Source organism: Chondromyces crocatus (assembly GCF_001189295.1).
Taxonomy (GTDB): domain Bacteria; phylum Myxococcota_A; class Polyangia; order Polyangiales; family Polyangiaceae; genus Chondromyces; species Chondromyces crocatus.
In genome coordinates, this window is the sequence record NZ_CP012159.1 from 140,403 (window position 1) to 156,956 (window position 16,554).

The following is a 16,554-nucleotide window of genomic DNA, read 5'->3' on the forward strand; positions in this document are numbered from 1 at the left end:
CACTGCCAGCGGGGGCCGCCACCAGCGAGGGTCGCTAGGCGCGAGACGCGCCGCAGACCGCGCTGACCGAGCGGCGGTCGCAAAAGCGGAGCGCAGAACGATGGGAAAGAGGGTGTCGTTCGGAGCGCTGCTTCAGCGAGGTCGCCCCTTCGACGACGACGACTGCTGCCGCGAGGGCACGGGTTCAGGGAGGTTCTCGTCGGGTCGAGCGCGTGGAGGGGGCCTCCTCTTGCGCGCCGCCGCCACCCTCTCGCTCTCGAGCAGCGCCTCGAGGGACTCACGCACCTCGTCCCGCACGTGCTCGCCGAGTCTCGCTTCGGCGTAGGTGAGCAGCTTGCCCGCAAAGGCGGCCATCACGCAGCTCGCGTGCCGATCGTCCTTGGCCGGGTTGCCATGCCGCTCTCGGTAGGCCACGTAATCCCGCGCAATGGCGCCGAGCGCCCCTGGCTCCTTGGCTGCCTGGCGGATGTGGAGCCTGGCGCCCTCTGCGTTCACCACGGGCCGGAGCATCGGCGCGACGGCGAGTGCCGTGTCGGCGTGGCCGATGAGCATCAACAAGCGGGCCATGTACCGGCGGGACAGCTCGAACAGCTTGGGCGCCAGGTCTTCTTCGTGCAGCACCACCGCGTCGATCGAGATCAGGCGCTCGCTGCCGAGCTGGTGGACGAAGGCGTTGAGCACCAACGATCGGGTGGGCCCTTCGTGCTCGTGGGGCTTCGCGTCGGCCGTGCGCACCGCCCTGGCCGACGGTGAGGGAGACTTCTCCCCTCGCGTCCCCTTCTCGACCAGCGCCGCGACGCGGGCGGACGGGCGCGCCGGCTTGTTCCGCGTTCGCTCGAAGTGCTTGCGCGCGTGCTCTTCCCGAAGCTCCACGGACGCCGGGTCGCTGGCGGCGAGCAGGTCGGCCACACGGGCGGCCGGCTTGGGGTTCGGAGGGGTCTTGGGACGCGACATCCGAGCAGGTTTCCGGAAATGGACCTGGCCGGGTGTCTACCAGATGGACGCGCAGATGTGGAAGAACTGTGGGCTGGGTCCCAGGGGACTCCATGCCTCACGGCGCTCGATCTCGACTCAGCTCACGGACTCGAGGACGAGCGAGATGCCCTGGCCACCGCCGATGCACATGGTGACGAGGCCGTAGCGCTGCTTCGTTCGACGGAGGGCGTAGGCACAGCTCAGCGTGAGGATCGCGCCGGTCGCGCCGAGCGGGTGGCCGAGCGCGATCGCGCCGCCATTCGGGTTCACCTTCTCCGGGTCGATGCCGAACTCGGCGAAGTCCCGCATGCACGCCAGGGCCTGAGGGGCGAACGCTTCGTTGATCTCGACGAGGTCGATGTCACTGCCACGGATCCCGGCACGCTCCAGGGCGATGCGGGTGGAGGGCACCGGCCCCCAGCCCATGATCTGGGGATCGCACGCAGCGACGCCCATGCCGATGACCCGCGCGAGCGCTCTCGCGCCGTGCTTGCTCGCGTCTTCCTCTCGAGCGAGCACCATGGCGGCCGCGCCGTCGACCACGGCGCTCGCGTTGCCGGCGGTGATGATCCCGCCGTCGGGCTCGAAGGCGGCCGGCAGGCGGGCCATCTTCGCGAGGTCGGGCTCCTCGAGGATGTGCGTGTCGTGTTTCACGTCGACGGGTCGGCTCGTCCCTTCGGGGGTCACCTGCACCGGGGCGATCTCTTCGTCGAAGTGTCCCGCGTCGCGCGCGCGCTTCGCATTGAGGTGCGAGCGGTGAGCGAAGGCGTCGGCTTCGGCGCGCGTGATGCGGTAGCGGCGCCCGAGTTCCTCGGCGGTGTTGGCCATCGCCATCCGCGCACCGGGGTCATAGAGGCTCATGAGGAGCATGTCCTGCAGGTGCACGCCGGGGGGCAGGCTGCGTCCCTCGATGGGGCCGTACTTCTGCACGGCGGCGCCCACCTTCTGCCCGCGGAAGCCGTAGAGGGTGAAGGGGTACTGCATGCTCTCGGCGCCACCGACGACGGTGAAGGGGCGCGCTTCATCGAAGCGCAGGCCAGCGAGCATGATCTCCGCGCCCACCGCGAGCGCCTCGGCGCCGCTGCCGCAGATGCGCGCCACCGTCAGCGCGGGAACGTCATTGGCGAGGCCGCCACGCCACCGCATGCCCTGCGCACCATAGATGGAGTCGCGGTGGCTGTGCTGTGCCATGCCCATGACGACGTGGCCGATGAGGGCGCGGTCCACGCGGGTGTGCTCGAGGGTGGCGCTGATCGCGTGGCCGCCGAGCTGGGTGGTGCTCAGGTTCGAGAACAGGCCAGGGGCCTTGTTGTCGATGAGGATGTCGGCGCGCGGGGTGCGGCGACCGCCGTCCAGAATCAGGATGCTTGCGTGCTTGGCCATGGGTCCTCCGCTCACTCGTGCAGGAAGGCCGCCGGCACGCGGGGCCCGTTCTGGATGAAGTTCTTCATGCCGATGTCGAGATCCACGGTCCGCTTGCAACGGCCGAACCCTTCGGCTTCGATGGCCAGTCCTTCGGACAGAGGCAGGACGAGGCCGCGGCGAACGACGTCGACGAGGATGGCGTCGATGGCGCGCGAGCGATGGCCGAGCTCGACCCGAGGAAGGTCGGCAGGCACGGCAATGGGGGCGGGATCGACGGGAGCGAGGCGGAGCTCGCCCGTGAGGTGCTGCCGGAGGAGTGCCTTGGCAGCGCCCACCGGGTCGCTCGCGGGTGCCACGGTGGCCCAGCCGGTGGCGTGAGCCTCGGCCGCGCCAATCGAGCGTCCGGTGCGGAGGAGATCCAGCGCACGGTCCAGGCCGATCAAGCGAGGAAGGCGCTGGGTTCCGCCATAACCCGGGATGATGCCGAGGTTCACTTCAGGCTGGCCCAGGACGAGCGCCGTGCCGACGACGCGCGCGTGACACGCCATGCTCAGCTCGGCGCCTCCGCCGAGTACGGGCCCGTCGACCGCCGCCACGACCGGCTTCTTCGACGAGGCGAGCACGTCGAGCACGGCGTGGCCACGACGGCAGATGGTCTCGCAGTCGGCAGGCGTCTTCAGGGAGGCGAGTTCGTGGATGTCGGCGCCAGCAAGAGCGCCGTCGAAGCTCGTGAGCACGATGCCACGCACGCTGGCGTCGTCTCCGAGCTCTCTCACGATGGCCGCGATCTCGTCGAGGGTCTCGCGGTTGAGGGCGTTGCGGGCCTCGGGTCGGCGCACGACGACCTGGGCGAGGTCACCGTCGCGGTCGACCAGCACGTGACGTCGGAAGGAAGGCAAGGCTTCCCGAGAGATGCTCCGGGGGACGTGGAAGCCGGGGTGCTTTGCGGCGTGGGCTTCGCACAGGGCGCGCACCCGCGCAGCGCCGTACTCTTCTGCGATGTCCAGCAAGCCTCTCCGGAAGCCGAGCGACATGCGCGTGAGCCAGTTCAAGTCCGACGCTTCACAGATGCCCTGATCCACGACGAAGTAGGTCCTGGCAAAAAGGACGGCGAGGATGCGGTCGAGAACTGCCGTGCGGAGGGTGTCGTCATGGCGCGGGTCGCCGGGAGCCTTCCGATCGTGCCACGCGGCGTTGCCTCGCTCGCGCAGGATCGCGGGGGGCTCGAACCAGGGGCCGCCCGTCGACGCATCACGCATCAGCTCCTGGCAATGGACCGTGAGGAGGTTGCCACGGGTCAGGTCCATCACGTTGAGGGGACCACCTCCGCCGATGGCGTCATTGACGATTGCGTCCACCTGCGCTGGCGTCGCAAGGCCCTCGGCGACGATGCGAGCCGCCTCCGAGACGTAGTTGCAGAAGATGTCGTCGGCGGCGAAGCAGGGAGCATCCGCGGTCACGATCGGTACTTTGCCCAGGTGCTTCAGCGTGGCGACCATCCGATCACCCAGCTCCACGTGCCCGGAGAGCACCACCTCGACGGGCAAGGCGCGCCAGGCCGGGTAGAAGGGATGGTTGACGAAGCAGCGCTCCGGGTGCCTCGCGCCTTCCGCGATCTGCGCCCGCGGGATCCCGGACGTCGCGAAGCCGATCAGGCACGCGGGACCCACGACTGCCTCGAGCTTGCTCAGGATGACGCGCTTCGTCGCGAGATCTTCGGTCGCGGCTTCGAGCACATAGTCACACGCCGCAAGGTCTTCGAGCCTCAGGGTGGGGACGAGGGCCTCCTCGACGGCGCGCGCGGCGGCCTCGCTGATCTTGCCCCGCGCGAGTCCCTTCGCGACGTAGCCGCGGATGCGTGCGACCCCAGCGTCGAGCGCGTCCTGCCGGATATCATGCAGGTAGACCTTTCCGCCTTCCCTCGCGAGCGCCGACACGAAGCCATACGCCAGGTCGGGTCCGATGGACCCGGATCCGATCACTCCGACGATCATCTCCCATCTCCCTGGCCTTGCGCTGCGCTGCGCTGCGCGGTGCGTGCGGCCGAGGCCCGATTACCATCTGAGCGCAGGCGAGCCAAGGAACGCAGACCGCAACGCGGTACATGCAAAGGCGAGCGGCGCGACGAGACCAGGGCTGCCTGACAGGTTCCGACGGAGCAAGGCTGCGCAGGATCCTGCGCGCTGCGCATCTCGATGCGCACTCCGAGACCGTGCGTGGACCTTGCCCACGCGCGGTGGGTTGGTCTAGGGAGGAGGGCATCGTCATGGGCGCGGACCAAGCCGCGCCAGGGAATCCGATGATGGAAGGCACCGAGCTCCTTGCAGCATCACGGCGCTTCGCCTCCGAGAGCCGCGCGCGCAGCACCTGGTACGTTCTCTCAACCTTCGCCCTGCTGACGGGCGCGTGCCTGATCGCCGCGACCGCACCGTGGTGGCCCGTACGCGTCGTCGCGAGCGTGACGCAAGGGCTGCTCATCGTGCGCGCGTTCATCCTCGCGCACGACTTTCAGCACGGGGCGATCCTGAGGCGGTCTCGCTGGGGCAAGGCGCTGTTCACGGTCTTCGGCCTGCTCGTGCTCACACCCGCCCGAGCCTGGCGCCAGACGCACAACTATCACCACGCCAATACCGCCAAGATCGTTGGAGCCCAGATCGGGTCCTACCCGGTGATGACGGTCGAGATGTGGCGCCGCGCCTCGAAGGGACGTCGCTTCGCCTACGCGGCGGTGCGCCACCCGCTGAACATCCTCTTCGGGTATCTGACGATCTTCCTGTTCGGGATGTGTCTGTCCTCGTTCGTGCGCAAGCCGAAGGAGAACTACGACTCGCTCCTCGCGCTGGTGCTCCATGTCGGGCTGGTGGTCGGGTTGAGTTGGTTCTTCGGGTTCGACGTCGCGCTGCTCGCGCTGGTGCTCCCCCTGTTCGTCGCATGCGCGCTGGGAGGCTACCTCTTCTATGCGCAGCACAACTTCCCGGACATCCACATCCAGCCGCGCCAGACCTGGAACTTCCAGCGGGCGGCGGTCGAGTCCTCCAGCTACATGCGGTGCGGCCCGGTGATGTCGTTCTTCACGGGCGACATCGGCCTGCACCACGTGCATCACCTGAACGCAGCCATCCCCTTCTATCGACTCCGTGAGGCGATGGCCGCCATCCCGGCGCTGCAGGTGCCTCCGGCGACCAGCCTGCACCCGCGCGACATTGCGGCCTGCCTGCGTCTCAAGCTCTGGGATCCGGTCGCCGAGCAGATGGTGCCGTTTCCCGCAGAGGCCACCCCGTCAGGTTGACGCGCCCCGACGGCGAAGGGACAACGTTCTCCTCCACGTGAAGTGAGATCTCGTGATCTCCACCTGGGAGGGGAACGACGATGGCCCGTTCGGTGCTGCTGGTCGACGATGACAACTCGAGCCGCGTGGTGCTCTCGCTGTTGCTCGAGGAGGAGGGGTTCGAGGTGGAGCCAGCATCTTCCTTCGCGGAGGCGAAGAAGCGGCTTTCACGCGGACACGCTTACGATCTCGTCTTACTCGACCAGCAGCTCGGAGATGGTCGTGGCTCCGACCTGGTCCCCCTCGTGAGACAGCAATCCCCCAACGCACGTGTGGTCCTGGTGAGTGGCAACGTGACACATGTCGCCGGCGTCGAATCCTTCGATGGAGTGATCGCCAAGGCATCCGGATTTCCCGACATGCTCGCACAGATTGTACGTCTACTCGGCTGATGAACGGTGCGTTCGATGGCAGCAAGCCCTGGCGTCGCTTGACCTGACCTGCGCGCAACCATAGCCTTGCTCGCCATGTCGAGTCCGGGTTCCACCCCAGGCGGTGCGAGGGGCTCGCGTCCAGATACCTCGAGCGGTCCAGCTTCGGTGCGCCGCTGTCGAGTGCTCGTGGTGGGTAGCGATCTGCGCTTCCTCGAGACCATCAGCACCTCGCTTGCCGAGGAGATGGACGTGGTCACCTGCACGTCCACCGAGCAAGCGCTGAAGCTTCTGCCATCCGCACGCTTTCAGCTGATGTGCGTGCACCTCGACGCGCCCGGCGTGAACGGCGTGGAGTTGCTCGATCGCGCGACGCAGCTCCATCAGACGATGAGCGGTCTGCTCATCACCAGCAACAGCGAGTACAGCCGCGCACACGGGCAGAACCGCTACCACGTGCTCGTCGAGCCCTTCGAGCCACTCCGTCTGCGGTCACTGGCGCTGCGTCTCGCGCAGATCACCGAGATGAAGCGCTCGGTGCAGTCGTTGACGGACTCGGTGATGGCGCCCGAATCGTCACGGCTCCCCCCTCCCTCGTCACGGCGGCTCGACACGCCACCCCCGAGCGAGACCACGCGCCCCTCGCAGCGATTAGCAGCGCGAATCACTGGGGATTCATCACCCACGAGCAGCGCTGTCGAGCGCAAGCCAGATCCACCGAACCCCAGCTCCTCCCGAGAGGAGCGACGCTGACCGAGAGAGCGACGCGGACCGAAAGAGTGACGCGGACCGAGCGCTCAGCCCTCTTCGAGTGGGTTACCGAGATCGTCGAGCAGCCCCGTTCCTCCTTCGATCGGGATCGCACGCGCGAGCGCGACGCGCTCGAGCACCACCGCCAGCGCCATCAGGTCGCCCACTTCCGGTAGCCAGGCGCGGCTCCCGTCCCAGAGGTCGAGCCGGATCCCCTTGCTCTTGCCCTCTTTCAAGGCGGCCTGCCGCGCCTCCGGGGAGGGGACGGCCACCCGGTCGATCTGCGACCACGCCAGCCGTCGCACCCGCGGGAACCCGAAGCCGAAGAGCTCACGCAGCTCGAGGCCATCGGGGTGGACGATGACCCCGCGCATCTGCTCCCTCAGCACAGCGGCAAAGGCGCTGGTGCAGAGGATGATGGCGCACACGCTCGAAGGGATCATCCGCTGTCGGTCTCCCTCGACGACGTACCTGAACAACCAGGAGCCCGAGGTGGCCATGTGCTGACCGTAGAGGATGACGCCGGTGAGAAGCAGCGCGAAGCCCAGGTAGGCGAGCGAGGGGTAACGCTCCTTCAAGGGGGGCCCGAAGCTGATGCGGCGCTCGGGCCGATACGTCATGTCGAAGCCGGGAGGTCGAGATGGACGCGCCATGTCCTGAGTCTACACGGCTCGTGCCTTCACCTTGGGAAGGTGAGCGCACCCCATCGGCCGACGATCGAGCGATCCCAGGTGAATTCGCTGGTGATTACTGGCACTTGGAGGCCATCAGCGGGTTCGCTCGGAAGTGCTCGAGGCACCAGGGAGAGAGGGTGTCGGTGTAATCGGCGCAGGGGATGGTGTCCGGGGGAGCACCGGTCCTGTCCTTCGCCAGGCCGGCCTTGCACTCTTCGCAGCACTTCGTGCGCATCTCCTCGGGATCGCTCGGCGCCGTCGCCGAGGGGTCCGCGGCGCCCGCGTGCTCGTCGGGCGCCATGTCGACACCGCTTTCGGCTTGCACATCCGGGACTTCCGCCTGCTTGGGGGGAGGAGAACATGCTCCGATGGCGAGCAGGGAGGCCGCAGTGAGCGCGAGAGCGAGAGCCTTGGGGGTCATGGGTGGATGGGTTATCGCTGACGGGTCAGGAAAGCAAAGCTGATGAATTCGCCGCCGACCGCTCCCACCTCCGAAGCATCGAGGCTCCCCGCGCGCCTCCACCCTGCGTCGCTCGCCGTTTCACCTGCACCACGGCCTGGTTTCACGGCCGGGCTCCGCGCGCTCTTGCACGGCTTCGGGTTCATCCTGGGCAACCCCGCGGTCTGGCCCCTCGCGCTGGTCCCGATGGTCGTCGTTCTGGTCAGCGCCAGCCTCCTCGGCTGGACCGCCATCTCCTTCGTCCCCGAGCAGGTGCGCACGCTCCTGGGCGCTCACGCGGAGGGCATCCTCGCGAAGGTGGTCGAGGTGATCGCCACGGGCGTCGCGCTCCTCGTCGCCGTACTTCTCGGGCTCGCCCTCGCGCAGCCGCTCTCTGGGCCTGCGCTCGAACGCATCGTGCGCCGCGTCGAGCAGCAGATGGGGGCCCCCGTGTGGCCTGCAACCAGCGTGCTCGAGGATGTCCTTCGCTCGCTCCAGTCGATGCTGGTGCCCTACATGGTGGGGCTGCCCATTCTCGTGGCCCTGTTCCTGCTCAACCTGGTCTTTCCTCCGGCCGTCGTCGTCACGTTCCCGCTGAAGTTGATTCTCACCGCGTTCATGGTCGCCTGGGACCTCGGCGACTACCCGCAGTCGATCCGGGGCGTCTCCATCTCCCAGCGCCTGACGTTCATGGCCCGCCATCCCGCGGCGATGCTGGGTTTCGGTGCTGGCCTCGTCCTCCTCGGTCTCGTTCCCTGCCTGCTCTTGCTGGTGTTGCCGGCCGGGGTCGCTGGCGCAGCTCGATTGACGGTGCAGCTGGAGCGCTGGGAGGCATCACGGAGCGAAGGACCGAAGCTGCCGGGGTAATAACCGTTGCCGTCCGACCACGGCACGGACAAGACAGGGCCATGCACGACCGCTTCCTGCGCGCCTGCCGGCGCGAGCCCACCGACGTCACGCCGGTCTGGTTCATGCGCCAGGCAGGCCGCTACATGGCCGAGTACAGGGCGCTCCGACAGAAGCACACGCTCCTCGACATCTGCAGGACGCCGGAACTCGCGCTCGAGGTGACGCTCCAGCCGCTTCGCCTCGGCATGGACGCGGCGATCCTCTTTGCGGACATCCTGCTGCCGCTCGAGCCGATGGGGGCACCGTTCGAGTTCGCCAAGGGAGAGGGGCCGGTGATTCACGAGCCCGTACGCGATCGGGCCGCCATCGAGCGACTGCGCGTCTTCGAACCCGAGGAGGGACTTGGCCACGTCCTGGAGGCCGTGCGGCTGATCCGCCGGGAGCTGGACGGGAAGACCCCGCTCATCGGCTTCGCCGGCGCACCCTTCACCATCGCCAGCTATCTCATCGAGGGGGGCAAATCGAGCGATTACCGTCTCACCAAGCAGCTGATGTGGAGCGATCCCGCGTCGTGGTCGCTGCTCATGAGCAAGATCTCCGAGGTGGTGCGCCTCTTCCTCCACGCCCAGGTGAAGGCAGGCGCCCAGGCGGTCCAGCTCTTCGACTCCTGGGTCGGCTCGCTCTCGATCCAGGACTACCGCGAGCACGTCGCGCCGCACGTGCAGTACATCCTGCGCGATCTCGAGACGACCGGCGTCCCCGTGATCCATTTCGGCACCAACACGGCGAGCCTTCTCGAAGAGCAGCGCGCCGCGGGAGGGACCGTGATCGGAGTCGACTGGCGCACGCCGCTCGGCAAGGCATGGGAGCGCATCGGTCACGACCGCGCCGTGCAAGGGAATCTCGACCCGCTCTTGCTCTGCGCGCCGAGGGAGGTCGCCGAGCAGCGCGCGCGTGCCGTGCTCGCCGAAGCCGCGGGTCGACCTGGCCACATCTTCAACCTCGGCCACGGGATCATCCCGGAGACGCCGGTCGACAACGTGAAGGCGATCATCGATCTCGTTCATTCACTGCCCGTCGCCGAGCTCCGGGCGGCAGCCGCAGGGTCGGCCCCGTGAGCGGACGCCGCGTCGTCATCCTCGGCGGCGGCATCACCGGGTTGACGGTCGCTCACCGCCTCCTCGCCAGCGCGCGGGGGAACGCTTCACCCGTCGAGGTCACCTTGCTCGAAGCAAGGTCGACCCTGGGTGGGAACATCCGCACCGAGCGCGCAGGGGGCTTCGTCCTCGACGGGGGACCCGATGCCTGGGTGCTCACCAAGCCGCACGCTTCGGAACTCTGCCGTGAACTCGGGCTCGGCGACCGGCTCGTGGAAACGGTGGTGCGCAACCGGCGCGTGTACATCCAGCGACAAGGCAAGCTGTTCGTCATGCCGGAGGGGCTGGTCCTCACCGTCCCCACGCAGGTGCTCCCCTTCGCGCGGACACCGCTGCTCTCCTGGTCGGCCAAGGCGAGGATGGGACTCGACCTGGTGTTGCCTCGTCGAGACGACGAGGAGGATGAGTCGATCGCAGGGTTCATCAGGAGGCGGCTGGGACGAGGAGCGCTGGAGCAACTCGCCGAGCCGCTGCTCGGAGGCATCTATGCAGGGGACGTCGAGTCGCTCAGCATCCGCTCGACGTTTCCTCAGCTCGTCGAGATGGAGCGGAAGCACGGGAGCATGATCCGCGGTGCCCTTGCGCAACGGCGCGCGCGGAAGGCCAGCGCCCCCGGTCAGAAGCAAGGGCCACCAAGCGCCTTTCACTCCTTGCTCGGTGGCGTCGGTGAACTCGTCGACACGCTCGCCAGGAAGGTGGAGCGCGCCGGGGGCCAGATTCGTCATGGTGCTCGCGTCGACGCGATCCTCCCCGGCCCGGAGCGCTCCGTCCCAGCCAGCTCTGACGAGCCTCGGGCTCCGCGCTACCTCGTCCGCATTGCCGGTCAGGCGGAGCTGCTGCCCGCCGACGAGGTGGTGATCGCGCTCCCCGCCCACGCGGCGGCCGATGCGCTCAGCAGCCTGGATCTGGACATCGCAGCGGCGCTTCGCCTCGTCCCTTACGAATCCACAGCCACTGTGCTCCTTGGCTATCGCCGTGTCGATGTCCCTCATCCCCTGGACGCGGTGGGCGCCATCTTCCCTCGTCCCGAAGGACGTCGCGCACTGGCCCTCACCTTCGCCTCCAGCAAGTGGCCAGGTAGAGCGCCCGCCGATGCTGCGCTCCTGCGGGTCTTCTTCGGTGGCCACCGCGACCCGCGGATCCTCGCCCAGCCCGACGAGGCGTTGATCGCGCTGGCCTGCGAGGAGCTGCGAGCGCTGGTGGGTGTCACCGCGCGCCCGCTGCTCTCTCGTCTGTTCCGGTTCGATCGCGCCAGCGCGCAACCCGTGGTGGGTCATGCGGCGCGGCTCGCGGCCCTCCGACACCAGGCCGAACGCCATCCGGGTCTGCATTTTGCCGGCGCCGCATTCGATGGAATCGGAATCCCGGACTGCGTCCGTCAAGGCACCGAGGTGGCTCGCGCCATCCTGTCCGCTCGGCTCCCCAGATAGCTTCCTGCGAGGATGTCGCCTCGTCTCGAGGACGAACCGCCCAGCGTGCGCCCGTGGGGTGGTGGCGACCTGGCGAGGCCGATGCATGCCCGACCATTGCGAGACCGCCAGCGCGCTTCTCCACGAGTGCGCTTCTCCGGGGTGGCGGTGATGTCGTGTGCTGACATCCCGTCCCCAGGAACGAGGGTGCACTCGAGCGGAAACGTCAGTAAATGTCGGAGAAGGTGCTCCTGGCCTGCCACCGCTGGTCCTCCGTTCTAGGCCGAGGGACGGAGCTGACAGGACGAGAAAGCACCTTGTCGCGGACGGCCATAGAAGGCAACGTATGGCCTTGTCGGTATGGGGAGGCGGAGGAAGCACCGAACACAGTAACTGTGGAGGAGGGCTCCTTGACGTGGGTCAGGGCGTATCGGTACGCTGGGGCATTAGGCGATTTGGTTCATTTCGAGCCCTTCCGGTTCCGGCTTCTCGGATCTCGTCCTGGCCGGTCACATGAAACGAGCCTCGAAATGAGGAAGAATCGATCGCATCAGGGTTCAGGCTCGGGCTGAGAGCGCGTGAGCGACTTCGACGAAAAGACTCGTGTTACGCAGGTGGTCCAGCCCCCACCCCCAGGCGGCGGCAAGACGCAATCGACGGATTGTCTCGTCGTCATCTACACCAAGGAACCGACGCTGCTGGGGAAGCGGTTCGTGCTGGAGCACAACCCCACGCGTGTCGGCCGAGGGGCGGACAACCAGATCGTGCTCGATGGCGACTCGGTCTCCAGGAGGCACGCTCATTTCGAGCATCGTCCGAACCAGCAGGCCTGGCTCATCGTCGACGACGGGAGCACCAACGGGACCTACTGCAACGACGAGCAGATCTCCCGAGAGGTCGTCCTCAAGAATGGTGACCGGGTGAAGATCGGCCCCACGATCTTCAAGTTCCTCTCCGGTGCCGACGTGGAGGCCCAGTATCACGAGGAGATCTACCGGATGACCATCATCGATGGTCTCACGCAGATCTACAACAAGCGCTACCTCCTGGAAGCGCTGGAGCGCGAGATCATCCGAGGCCGCCGCCACACGCGCGAGCTCGCCGCGCTGCTGTTCGACATCGATCACTTCAAGCGGATCAACGATGTGCATGGGCACCTTGCCGGTGACTTCGTATTGAAGGAAGTCGCTCGGGTAGTGCAGTCGCGCATCCGTCGTGATGAGGTCTTCGCGCGGTACGGTGGGGAAGAGTTCGCCATCATTCTTCCTGAGACCACACAGGAAGGGGCCGTCGCCCTGGCCGAGACGCTGCGACAGAAGGTCGCCGAGCATCTGTTCGTGTTCCAGGCCGACAGCATCCGGGTGACGATCAGCATCGGGGTCGCCACGCTCCAGGAGACCGACCGTGGCGCCAGCGATCTCATCAAGCGCTCGGACGAGAAGCTCTATCAGGCGAAGAACAGCGGACGGAACCGGGTCTGCTCTTAGCGTCGTCGCCCAGGAGAACCATGTCGCTCAGCGAGACCTCGCTGTCCTCTGCGAGGGCTGAGGGAGATCAGCTCCCCAGCATCGTCGCACCACCGCCCGGTCCACGGTCACGAGCTGCTGCCCTTCGGCTGGAGCAGGTGGAGTGTCCAGCGTTCGGGCGGCGCCGCGATGTTCGCGCCAGCGTGACGGGTGCGGACATGCTGCCCATCGTGCTCGACGCGGGACGCGGCTCCAACGTCGTGGATGCCGACGGCAATCGTTACGTCGATCTCTGTGCTGGGTTCGGCGCGCTGCTGCTGGGGCACAGCGCAGAGCCCGTACGGCAAGCCGTCGAGCAGCAGCTCGGTCAACTGACGCTCGCGCTCGGCGACGTCTATTCGGCCGCCACGAAGGTCGCGCTTCTGGAGCGGCTCGCCACGCTGCACCCGGGTCATGCCCCGCGGGTGCTGCTCGGGCAGAGCGGCAGCGATGGTGTGACCGCAGCCATCAAGACGGCTGCGCTGGCGACCAACCGCCCTGGGCTCGTCGCCTTCGAGGGTGCCTACCACGGTCTCGGCTACGCTCCCCTCCCCGCCTGTGGTCTGCGGCAGAGCTACCGTGCACCGTTCCGCGCGCAGCTCAATCCGTCTGTCTCCTTCGCGCCTTATCCCTGCGATGAGGCGAGTGCCGAGCGCAGTCTGGAGGCACTCGAGGCGGCTCTCCGAGGAGGTGAGGTCGGTGCCGTGCTCCTCGAGCCGGTGCTCGGCCGAGGTGGTTGCATCGTTCCACCCGACTCCTTTCTACGCTCGGTAGGTGAGGTCACGCGTCGACACGGTGCGCTGCTCATCGCCGATGAGATCTGGACGGGTCTCGGTCGCGCCGGCGCAATGACTCGGACTGGGGCCGTGGGGGCAGAGGCGGATCTCCTGTGCTTCGGGAAGGGCCTCGGAGGAGGGCTCCCCATCTCCGCATGCGTCGCTCCCGAGGCGATCATGGCCGCCTGGGCGGCCGAGTCCGAGGTGATCCATACATCCACTCATTCCGGGGCTCCGCTGGCCTGCGCCGCGGCCCTGGCGACGCTCGACGAGCTGCAGGCGAAGCAGCTCCCTCAACGAGCCGATGCGGTTGGCTCCTGGTGGATGGACCAGCTGCGCGCCTCGCTGGCTGGCTGCACCGGCGTGGTGGACGTGCGTGGGGTCGGGCTGATGATCGGCATCGAGCTGGAGAGCGGCGCGTTCGGCCTGAAGGTCATGCGGGAGATGCTCTCCCATGGCTACGTGGTGCTCACGGGCGGCCGGCAGGGTGAAGTCCTCACCCTGACGCCAGCGCTCACCACACCGGAGCCTCTGCTCGCTGCAGCCACGGCAACGCTCGAGCACATCCTCCGAGGGTAGGCACACCACATCGCGCCAGCGATGCATCCTCATCCCACCCAGAGGAGCCGTCAGCACGAGCATCCTCCTTCGACGACGAGCAAGGAACCACGACCGCTCGTTGCTCGCGGGCCCGCCCGAACGTGACTCCGAGCATGTTGCTCGGCGTGCTATCAAGCGCCCGTGGCCTGGTTGGACGAGAGCAACGCGCTGCACGCCCGGGTGCAAGCCTTCATTGCTGCGACATCGCGCGGCGAAGCCTCTGATCTTTTCGACCCCCTGGCGGTGGACCTCGCTCACTACCAGGCGACCCACTGTCCGCCTGTGCGCCGCCTCTTCGAGGCGCGTGGAATCGCGGCCGGCTCCCTCAGGTGTGCGGCGGACATCCCCGCCGTTCCGACCGACGCGTTTCGTTTCGCGCGAGTCGCTGTGCACCCAGCCGAGGTCGATACATGCGTCTTCCGCACGAGCGGAACTTCCCTCGGTGCGCATGCGCGGGGCGAGCATCCACTCCGCACGACCGCCACGTACGAACTCGCCGCCCTCACCTGGGGAGCGCGGCTGCTCTGGCCTGACCGCGAGTCGATGCGGGTCTTGATCCTTGCACCAACGCTCGAGGATGCCCCCGATTCGTCGCTCGGTTTCATGCTCGACCGCTTCGCCACGCATCTCGGGGGTCGCGCAAGCTGGCACGTACATCAGCGAGGCGCGCAGGCCGAGCTCGACGTCGCTGGTGTCACACGTGCGTGCGCCGATGCCTGGACGGAAGGAGAGCCGGTGCTGGTGCTCGGTACGGCCTTCGCGTACGTCCATCTCCTCGACGCGCTCTCGCGTCAGGGAGCCCCGCTCCCCGAGGGCAGCCGCGTGATGCAAACGGGAGGCTTCAAGGGGCGAACCCGTGAGGTCTCCGCCACCACCCTGCGCAACCAGATCGCGGAGATCTTCGGCCTCTCGGAGGCGTATGTGATCGGGGAATACGGGATGACCGAGCTGTCCAGTCAGCTCTACGAAGGCACGGTGGCGGCCGCACTTCGCGGCGAGCAGGTCCCGGCCGGCAGCTATCTTCCTCCCCCATGGGTGCGCGTCGTCGCCGTCGATCCCGTTACCCTCGCGCCCGTACCGATGGGAGACGTGGGGCTCGCTCGCATCGTCGACTTGGCAAACATCGACTCGGCGGTAGCGATCCAGACAGCAGATCAGGTCCGCGTGACCCACGAGGGCGTCGAGCTGCTGGGCCGCGCCCCGGGCGCCGTGCCCCGCGGCTGCTCCCTGGCGCTGGATGAGATGCTGGGGAGCAACCGTTGAGCGACACGGAATCCAGCCGCAGGGCCCGGGTGAAACGGGTGGTCGCAGCTGGGCGCCGGATCGCAAGCCCGCTGGACCGTCTGGGCCAGGAGGCGCGACAGCGACTGCCCCTGATCTCCGGGCTCTCGTCGGCCGGGATCGAGCTGGCGCTGACGGAGCATCTGGAGACGTCGGTGAGCGAAGACGACCTGCGCGCCTTGCTCGCCAGCACGTCGAGTGCTTCTCGATGCCAGCTGGTGCTGTCGGCCAATGTCTGCACCGCGGCGCTGAGAGCCATCGCTGTAGCGACCGCGACGTCACCGGACGTGCTCGCGCGCCCCTCGCGCCGAGATCCGGTGGTCGCAGAGCTGATCGTGCGCGCGCTCCAGGACGACCCGGAGTTCCGAGGCACCGTGAAACTGGTAGAGAGCGCTGATTTGCCCGGGCGATCCGGCGATGAGCTGCACATCTACGGGGCCGACGCCACGATCGCGCAGCTCCGATCGCAGGTGGGACCAGGAGTCGTCGTGCGTGGCCATGGAACGGGGATGGGGGTCGTCGTGGTCGGCGCCTCCGAAGATCGCGTCGGCGCGGCCCGAGCCATCGCGACCGACGTGGTGCCCTTCGATCAGCGAGGCTGCCTCTCTCCACGGGTCGTCCTGGTCGAGGGCGCGGTCGAAGAGGCCAGAGAACTCGCGGTGGCCCTCCACGAAGCGCTGGTGTGCGCTGGACGAAGCGTCCCGCGGGGCGCCCTCGATGACGCGGTGCGCGCCGAGCTTGCACGGCATCGAGCCATCCTCCAGACCCTCGGCTCATGGTGGGAGGGCGCGGAGCACGCCGTCGGTCTGGATCCGAGCCCACGGGCGCTGCTCTTGCCACCAGCTGCACGCATCGTGCACGTCGTCCCGGTGACACGAGACATCCTCGATCCGCTGCTCGACCCCTGGTGTAACGTCATCACCGCCCTCGGCGAGCAGGGCCGAAGCCAGCTCGTCGAGGCTGTTCGACGGCGGCTGCCGCATGCCCGGCGTTCCGCGCTGGGCCGCATGCAGCGACCTCCTCTGGATGGGCCGGTCGATCTGCGTCCGCGCTGATCCAGGCGTCGCTGCGCGCC

General features: G+C 67.8%; 15 protein-coding genes. 10 read left to right on the top strand and 5 right to left on the bottom strand.

The features are described 5' to 3' along the window. Nucleotides 1–132 precede the first annotated feature (132 nt). The 3 genes from CMC5_RS00455 to CMC5_RS00465 all read right to left on the bottom strand — a co-directional run bounded on the left by CMC5_RS00455 (nucleotide 133) and on the right by CMC5_RS00465 (nucleotide 4,322). Complete coding sequence (locus tag CMC5_RS00455; protein WP_050428561.1) at nucleotides 133–954, bottom strand: hypothetical protein; 822 nt, start codon at nucleotides 952–954, stop codon at nucleotides 133–135. A gap of 117 nt (nucleotides 955–1,071) precedes the next feature. Further along, nucleotides 1,072–2,358, bottom strand: coding sequence for a thiolase family protein (locus CMC5_RS00460; RefSeq protein WP_050428562.1), 1,287 nt, complete (start codon nucleotides 2,356–2,358; stop codon nucleotides 1,072–1,074). 11 nt (nucleotides 2,359–2,369) lie between these two features. After that, nucleotides 2,370–4,322 (bottom strand): 3-hydroxyacyl-CoA dehydrogenase/enoyl-CoA hydratase family protein, encoded by a 1,953-nt coding sequence (locus tag CMC5_RS00465; RefSeq protein WP_218920214.1) that lies wholly within the window; start codon nucleotides 4,320–4,322, stop codon nucleotides 2,370–2,372. A gap of 122 nt (nucleotides 4,323–4,444) precedes the next feature. On the opposite strand from CMC5_RS00465, the gene CMC5_RS00470 reads away from it, so the two are divergent. The 3 genes from CMC5_RS00470 to CMC5_RS00480 all read left to right on the top strand — a co-directional run bounded on the left by CMC5_RS00470 (nucleotide 4,445) and on the right by CMC5_RS00480 (nucleotide 6,792). After that, nucleotides 4,445–5,629, top strand: coding sequence for a fatty acid desaturase (locus CMC5_RS00470; RefSeq protein ID WP_245678194.1), 1,185 nt, complete (start codon nucleotides 4,445–4,447; stop codon nucleotides 5,627–5,629). A gap of 80 nt (nucleotides 5,630–5,709) precedes the next feature. Further along, the gene (locus tag CMC5_RS00475) at nucleotides 5,710–6,060 is read left to right on the top strand and encodes a response regulator (RefSeq protein WP_050428564.1); all 351 of its coding nucleotides are present in this window, start codon (nucleotides 5,710–5,712) and stop codon (nucleotides 6,058–6,060) included. Between the two features lie 171 nt (nucleotides 6,061–6,231). Then, the gene (locus tag CMC5_RS00480; RefSeq protein WP_169796414.1) at nucleotides 6,232–6,792 is read left to right on the top strand and encodes a DNA-binding transcriptional response regulator; all 561 of its coding nucleotides are present in this window, start codon (nucleotides 6,232–6,234) and stop codon (nucleotides 6,790–6,792) included. Between the two features lie 44 nt (nucleotides 6,793–6,836). On the opposite strand, the gene CMC5_RS00485 is transcribed toward CMC5_RS00480, so the two are convergent. After that, complete coding sequence (locus tag CMC5_RS00485; RefSeq protein WP_050428566.1) at nucleotides 6,837–7,442, bottom strand: PH domain-containing protein; 606 nt, start codon at nucleotides 7,440–7,442, stop codon at nucleotides 6,837–6,839. 94 nt (nucleotides 7,443–7,536) lie between these two features. Beyond that, a complete protein-coding gene (locus CMC5_RS00490) occupies nucleotides 7,537–7,884 on the bottom strand; it encodes a hypothetical protein (protein WP_050428567.1) in 348 nt (115 codons plus the stop codon). Between the two features lie 42 nt (nucleotides 7,885–7,926). On the opposite strand from CMC5_RS00490, the gene CMC5_RS00495 reads away from it, so the two are divergent. The 7 genes from CMC5_RS00495 (at nucleotide 7,927) to CMC5_RS00525 (ending at nucleotide 16,534) form a co-directional block, all read left to right on the top strand. Beyond that, nucleotides 7,927–8,769, top strand: a complete 843-nt coding sequence (locus CMC5_RS00495; protein ID WP_050428568.1) for an EI24 domain-containing protein — start codon at nucleotides 7,927–7,929, stop codon at nucleotides 8,767–8,769. Nucleotides 8,770–8,810: 41 nt separating this feature from the next. Further along, complete coding sequence (gene hemE / locus CMC5_RS00500; protein WP_050428569.1) at nucleotides 8,811–9,869, top strand: uroporphyrinogen decarboxylase; 1,059 nt, start codon at nucleotides 8,811–8,813, stop codon at nucleotides 9,867–9,869. Next, complete coding sequence (hemG, locus tag CMC5_RS00505) at nucleotides 9,866–11,338, top strand: protoporphyrinogen oxidase (protein ID WP_050428570.1); 1,473 nt, start codon at nucleotides 9,866–9,868, stop codon at nucleotides 11,336–11,338. Before hemE ends, hemG begins: the two co-directional genes overlap by 4 nt. Nucleotides 11,339–11,895: 557 nt before the next feature. Next, nucleotides 11,896–12,804: a GGDEF domain-containing protein gene (locus CMC5_RS00510; protein ID WP_050428571.1), complete on the top strand. Its 909-nt coding sequence runs from the start codon at nucleotides 11,896–11,898 to the stop codon at nucleotides 12,802–12,804. A 20-nt stretch (nucleotides 12,805–12,824) separates the two neighbouring features. Then, nucleotides 12,825–14,177, top strand: a complete 1,353-nt coding sequence (locus CMC5_RS00515) for an aspartate aminotransferase family protein (protein WP_050428572.1) — start codon at nucleotides 12,825–12,827, stop codon at nucleotides 14,175–14,177. A 162-nt stretch (nucleotides 14,178–14,339) separates the two neighbouring features. Beyond that, nucleotides 14,340–15,461, top strand: coding sequence for a LuxE/PaaK family acyltransferase (locus CMC5_RS00520; protein ID WP_156337991.1), 1,122 nt, complete (start codon nucleotides 14,340–14,342; stop codon nucleotides 15,459–15,461). Then, a complete protein-coding gene (locus tag CMC5_RS00525; RefSeq protein ID WP_050428573.1) occupies nucleotides 15,458–16,534 on the top strand; it encodes an acyl-CoA reductase in 1,077 nt (358 codons plus the stop codon). Before CMC5_RS00520 ends, CMC5_RS00525 begins: the two co-directional genes overlap by 4 nt. Nucleotides 16,535–16,554: the final 20 nt, after the last annotated feature.

Bases quoted from the DNA above. Each gene is read 5' to 3' on its own strand.
- CMC5_RS00460 (WP_050428562.1), bottom strand. From the start codon at position 2,358: ATGGCCAAGCACGCAAGCATCCTGATTCTGGACGGCGGTCGCCGCACC.
- CMC5_RS00490 (WP_050428567.1), bottom strand. From the start codon at position 7,884: ATGACCCCCAAGGCTCTCGCTCTCGCGCTCACTGCGGCCTCCCTGCTC.
- CMC5_RS00515 (WP_050428572.1), top strand. From the start codon at position 12,825: ATGTCGCTCAGCGAGACCTCGCTGTCCTCTGCGAGGGCTGAGGGAGAT.
- CMC5_RS00495 (WP_050428568.1), top strand. From the start codon at position 7,927: ATGAATTCGCCGCCGACCGCTCCCACCTCCGAAGCATCGAGGCTCCCC.
- hemE (WP_050428569.1), top strand. From the start codon at position 8,811: ATGCACGACCGCTTCCTGCGCGCCTGCCGGCGCGAGCCCACCGACGTC.
- CMC5_RS00470 (WP_245678194.1), top strand. From the start codon at position 4,445: ATGCAAAGGCGAGCGGCGCGACGAGACCAGGGCTGCCTGACAGGTTCC.
- CMC5_RS00475 (WP_050428564.1), top strand. From the start codon at position 5,710: ATGGCCCGTTCGGTGCTGCTGGTCGACGATGACAACTCGAGCCGCGTG.
- CMC5_RS00485 (WP_050428566.1), bottom strand. From the start codon at position 7,442: ATGGCGCGTCCATCTCGACCTCCCGGCTTCGACATGACGTATCGGCCC.
- CMC5_RS00455 (WP_050428561.1), bottom strand. From the start codon at position 954: ATGTCGCGTCCCAAGACCCCTCCGAACCCCAAGCCGGCCGCCCGTGTG.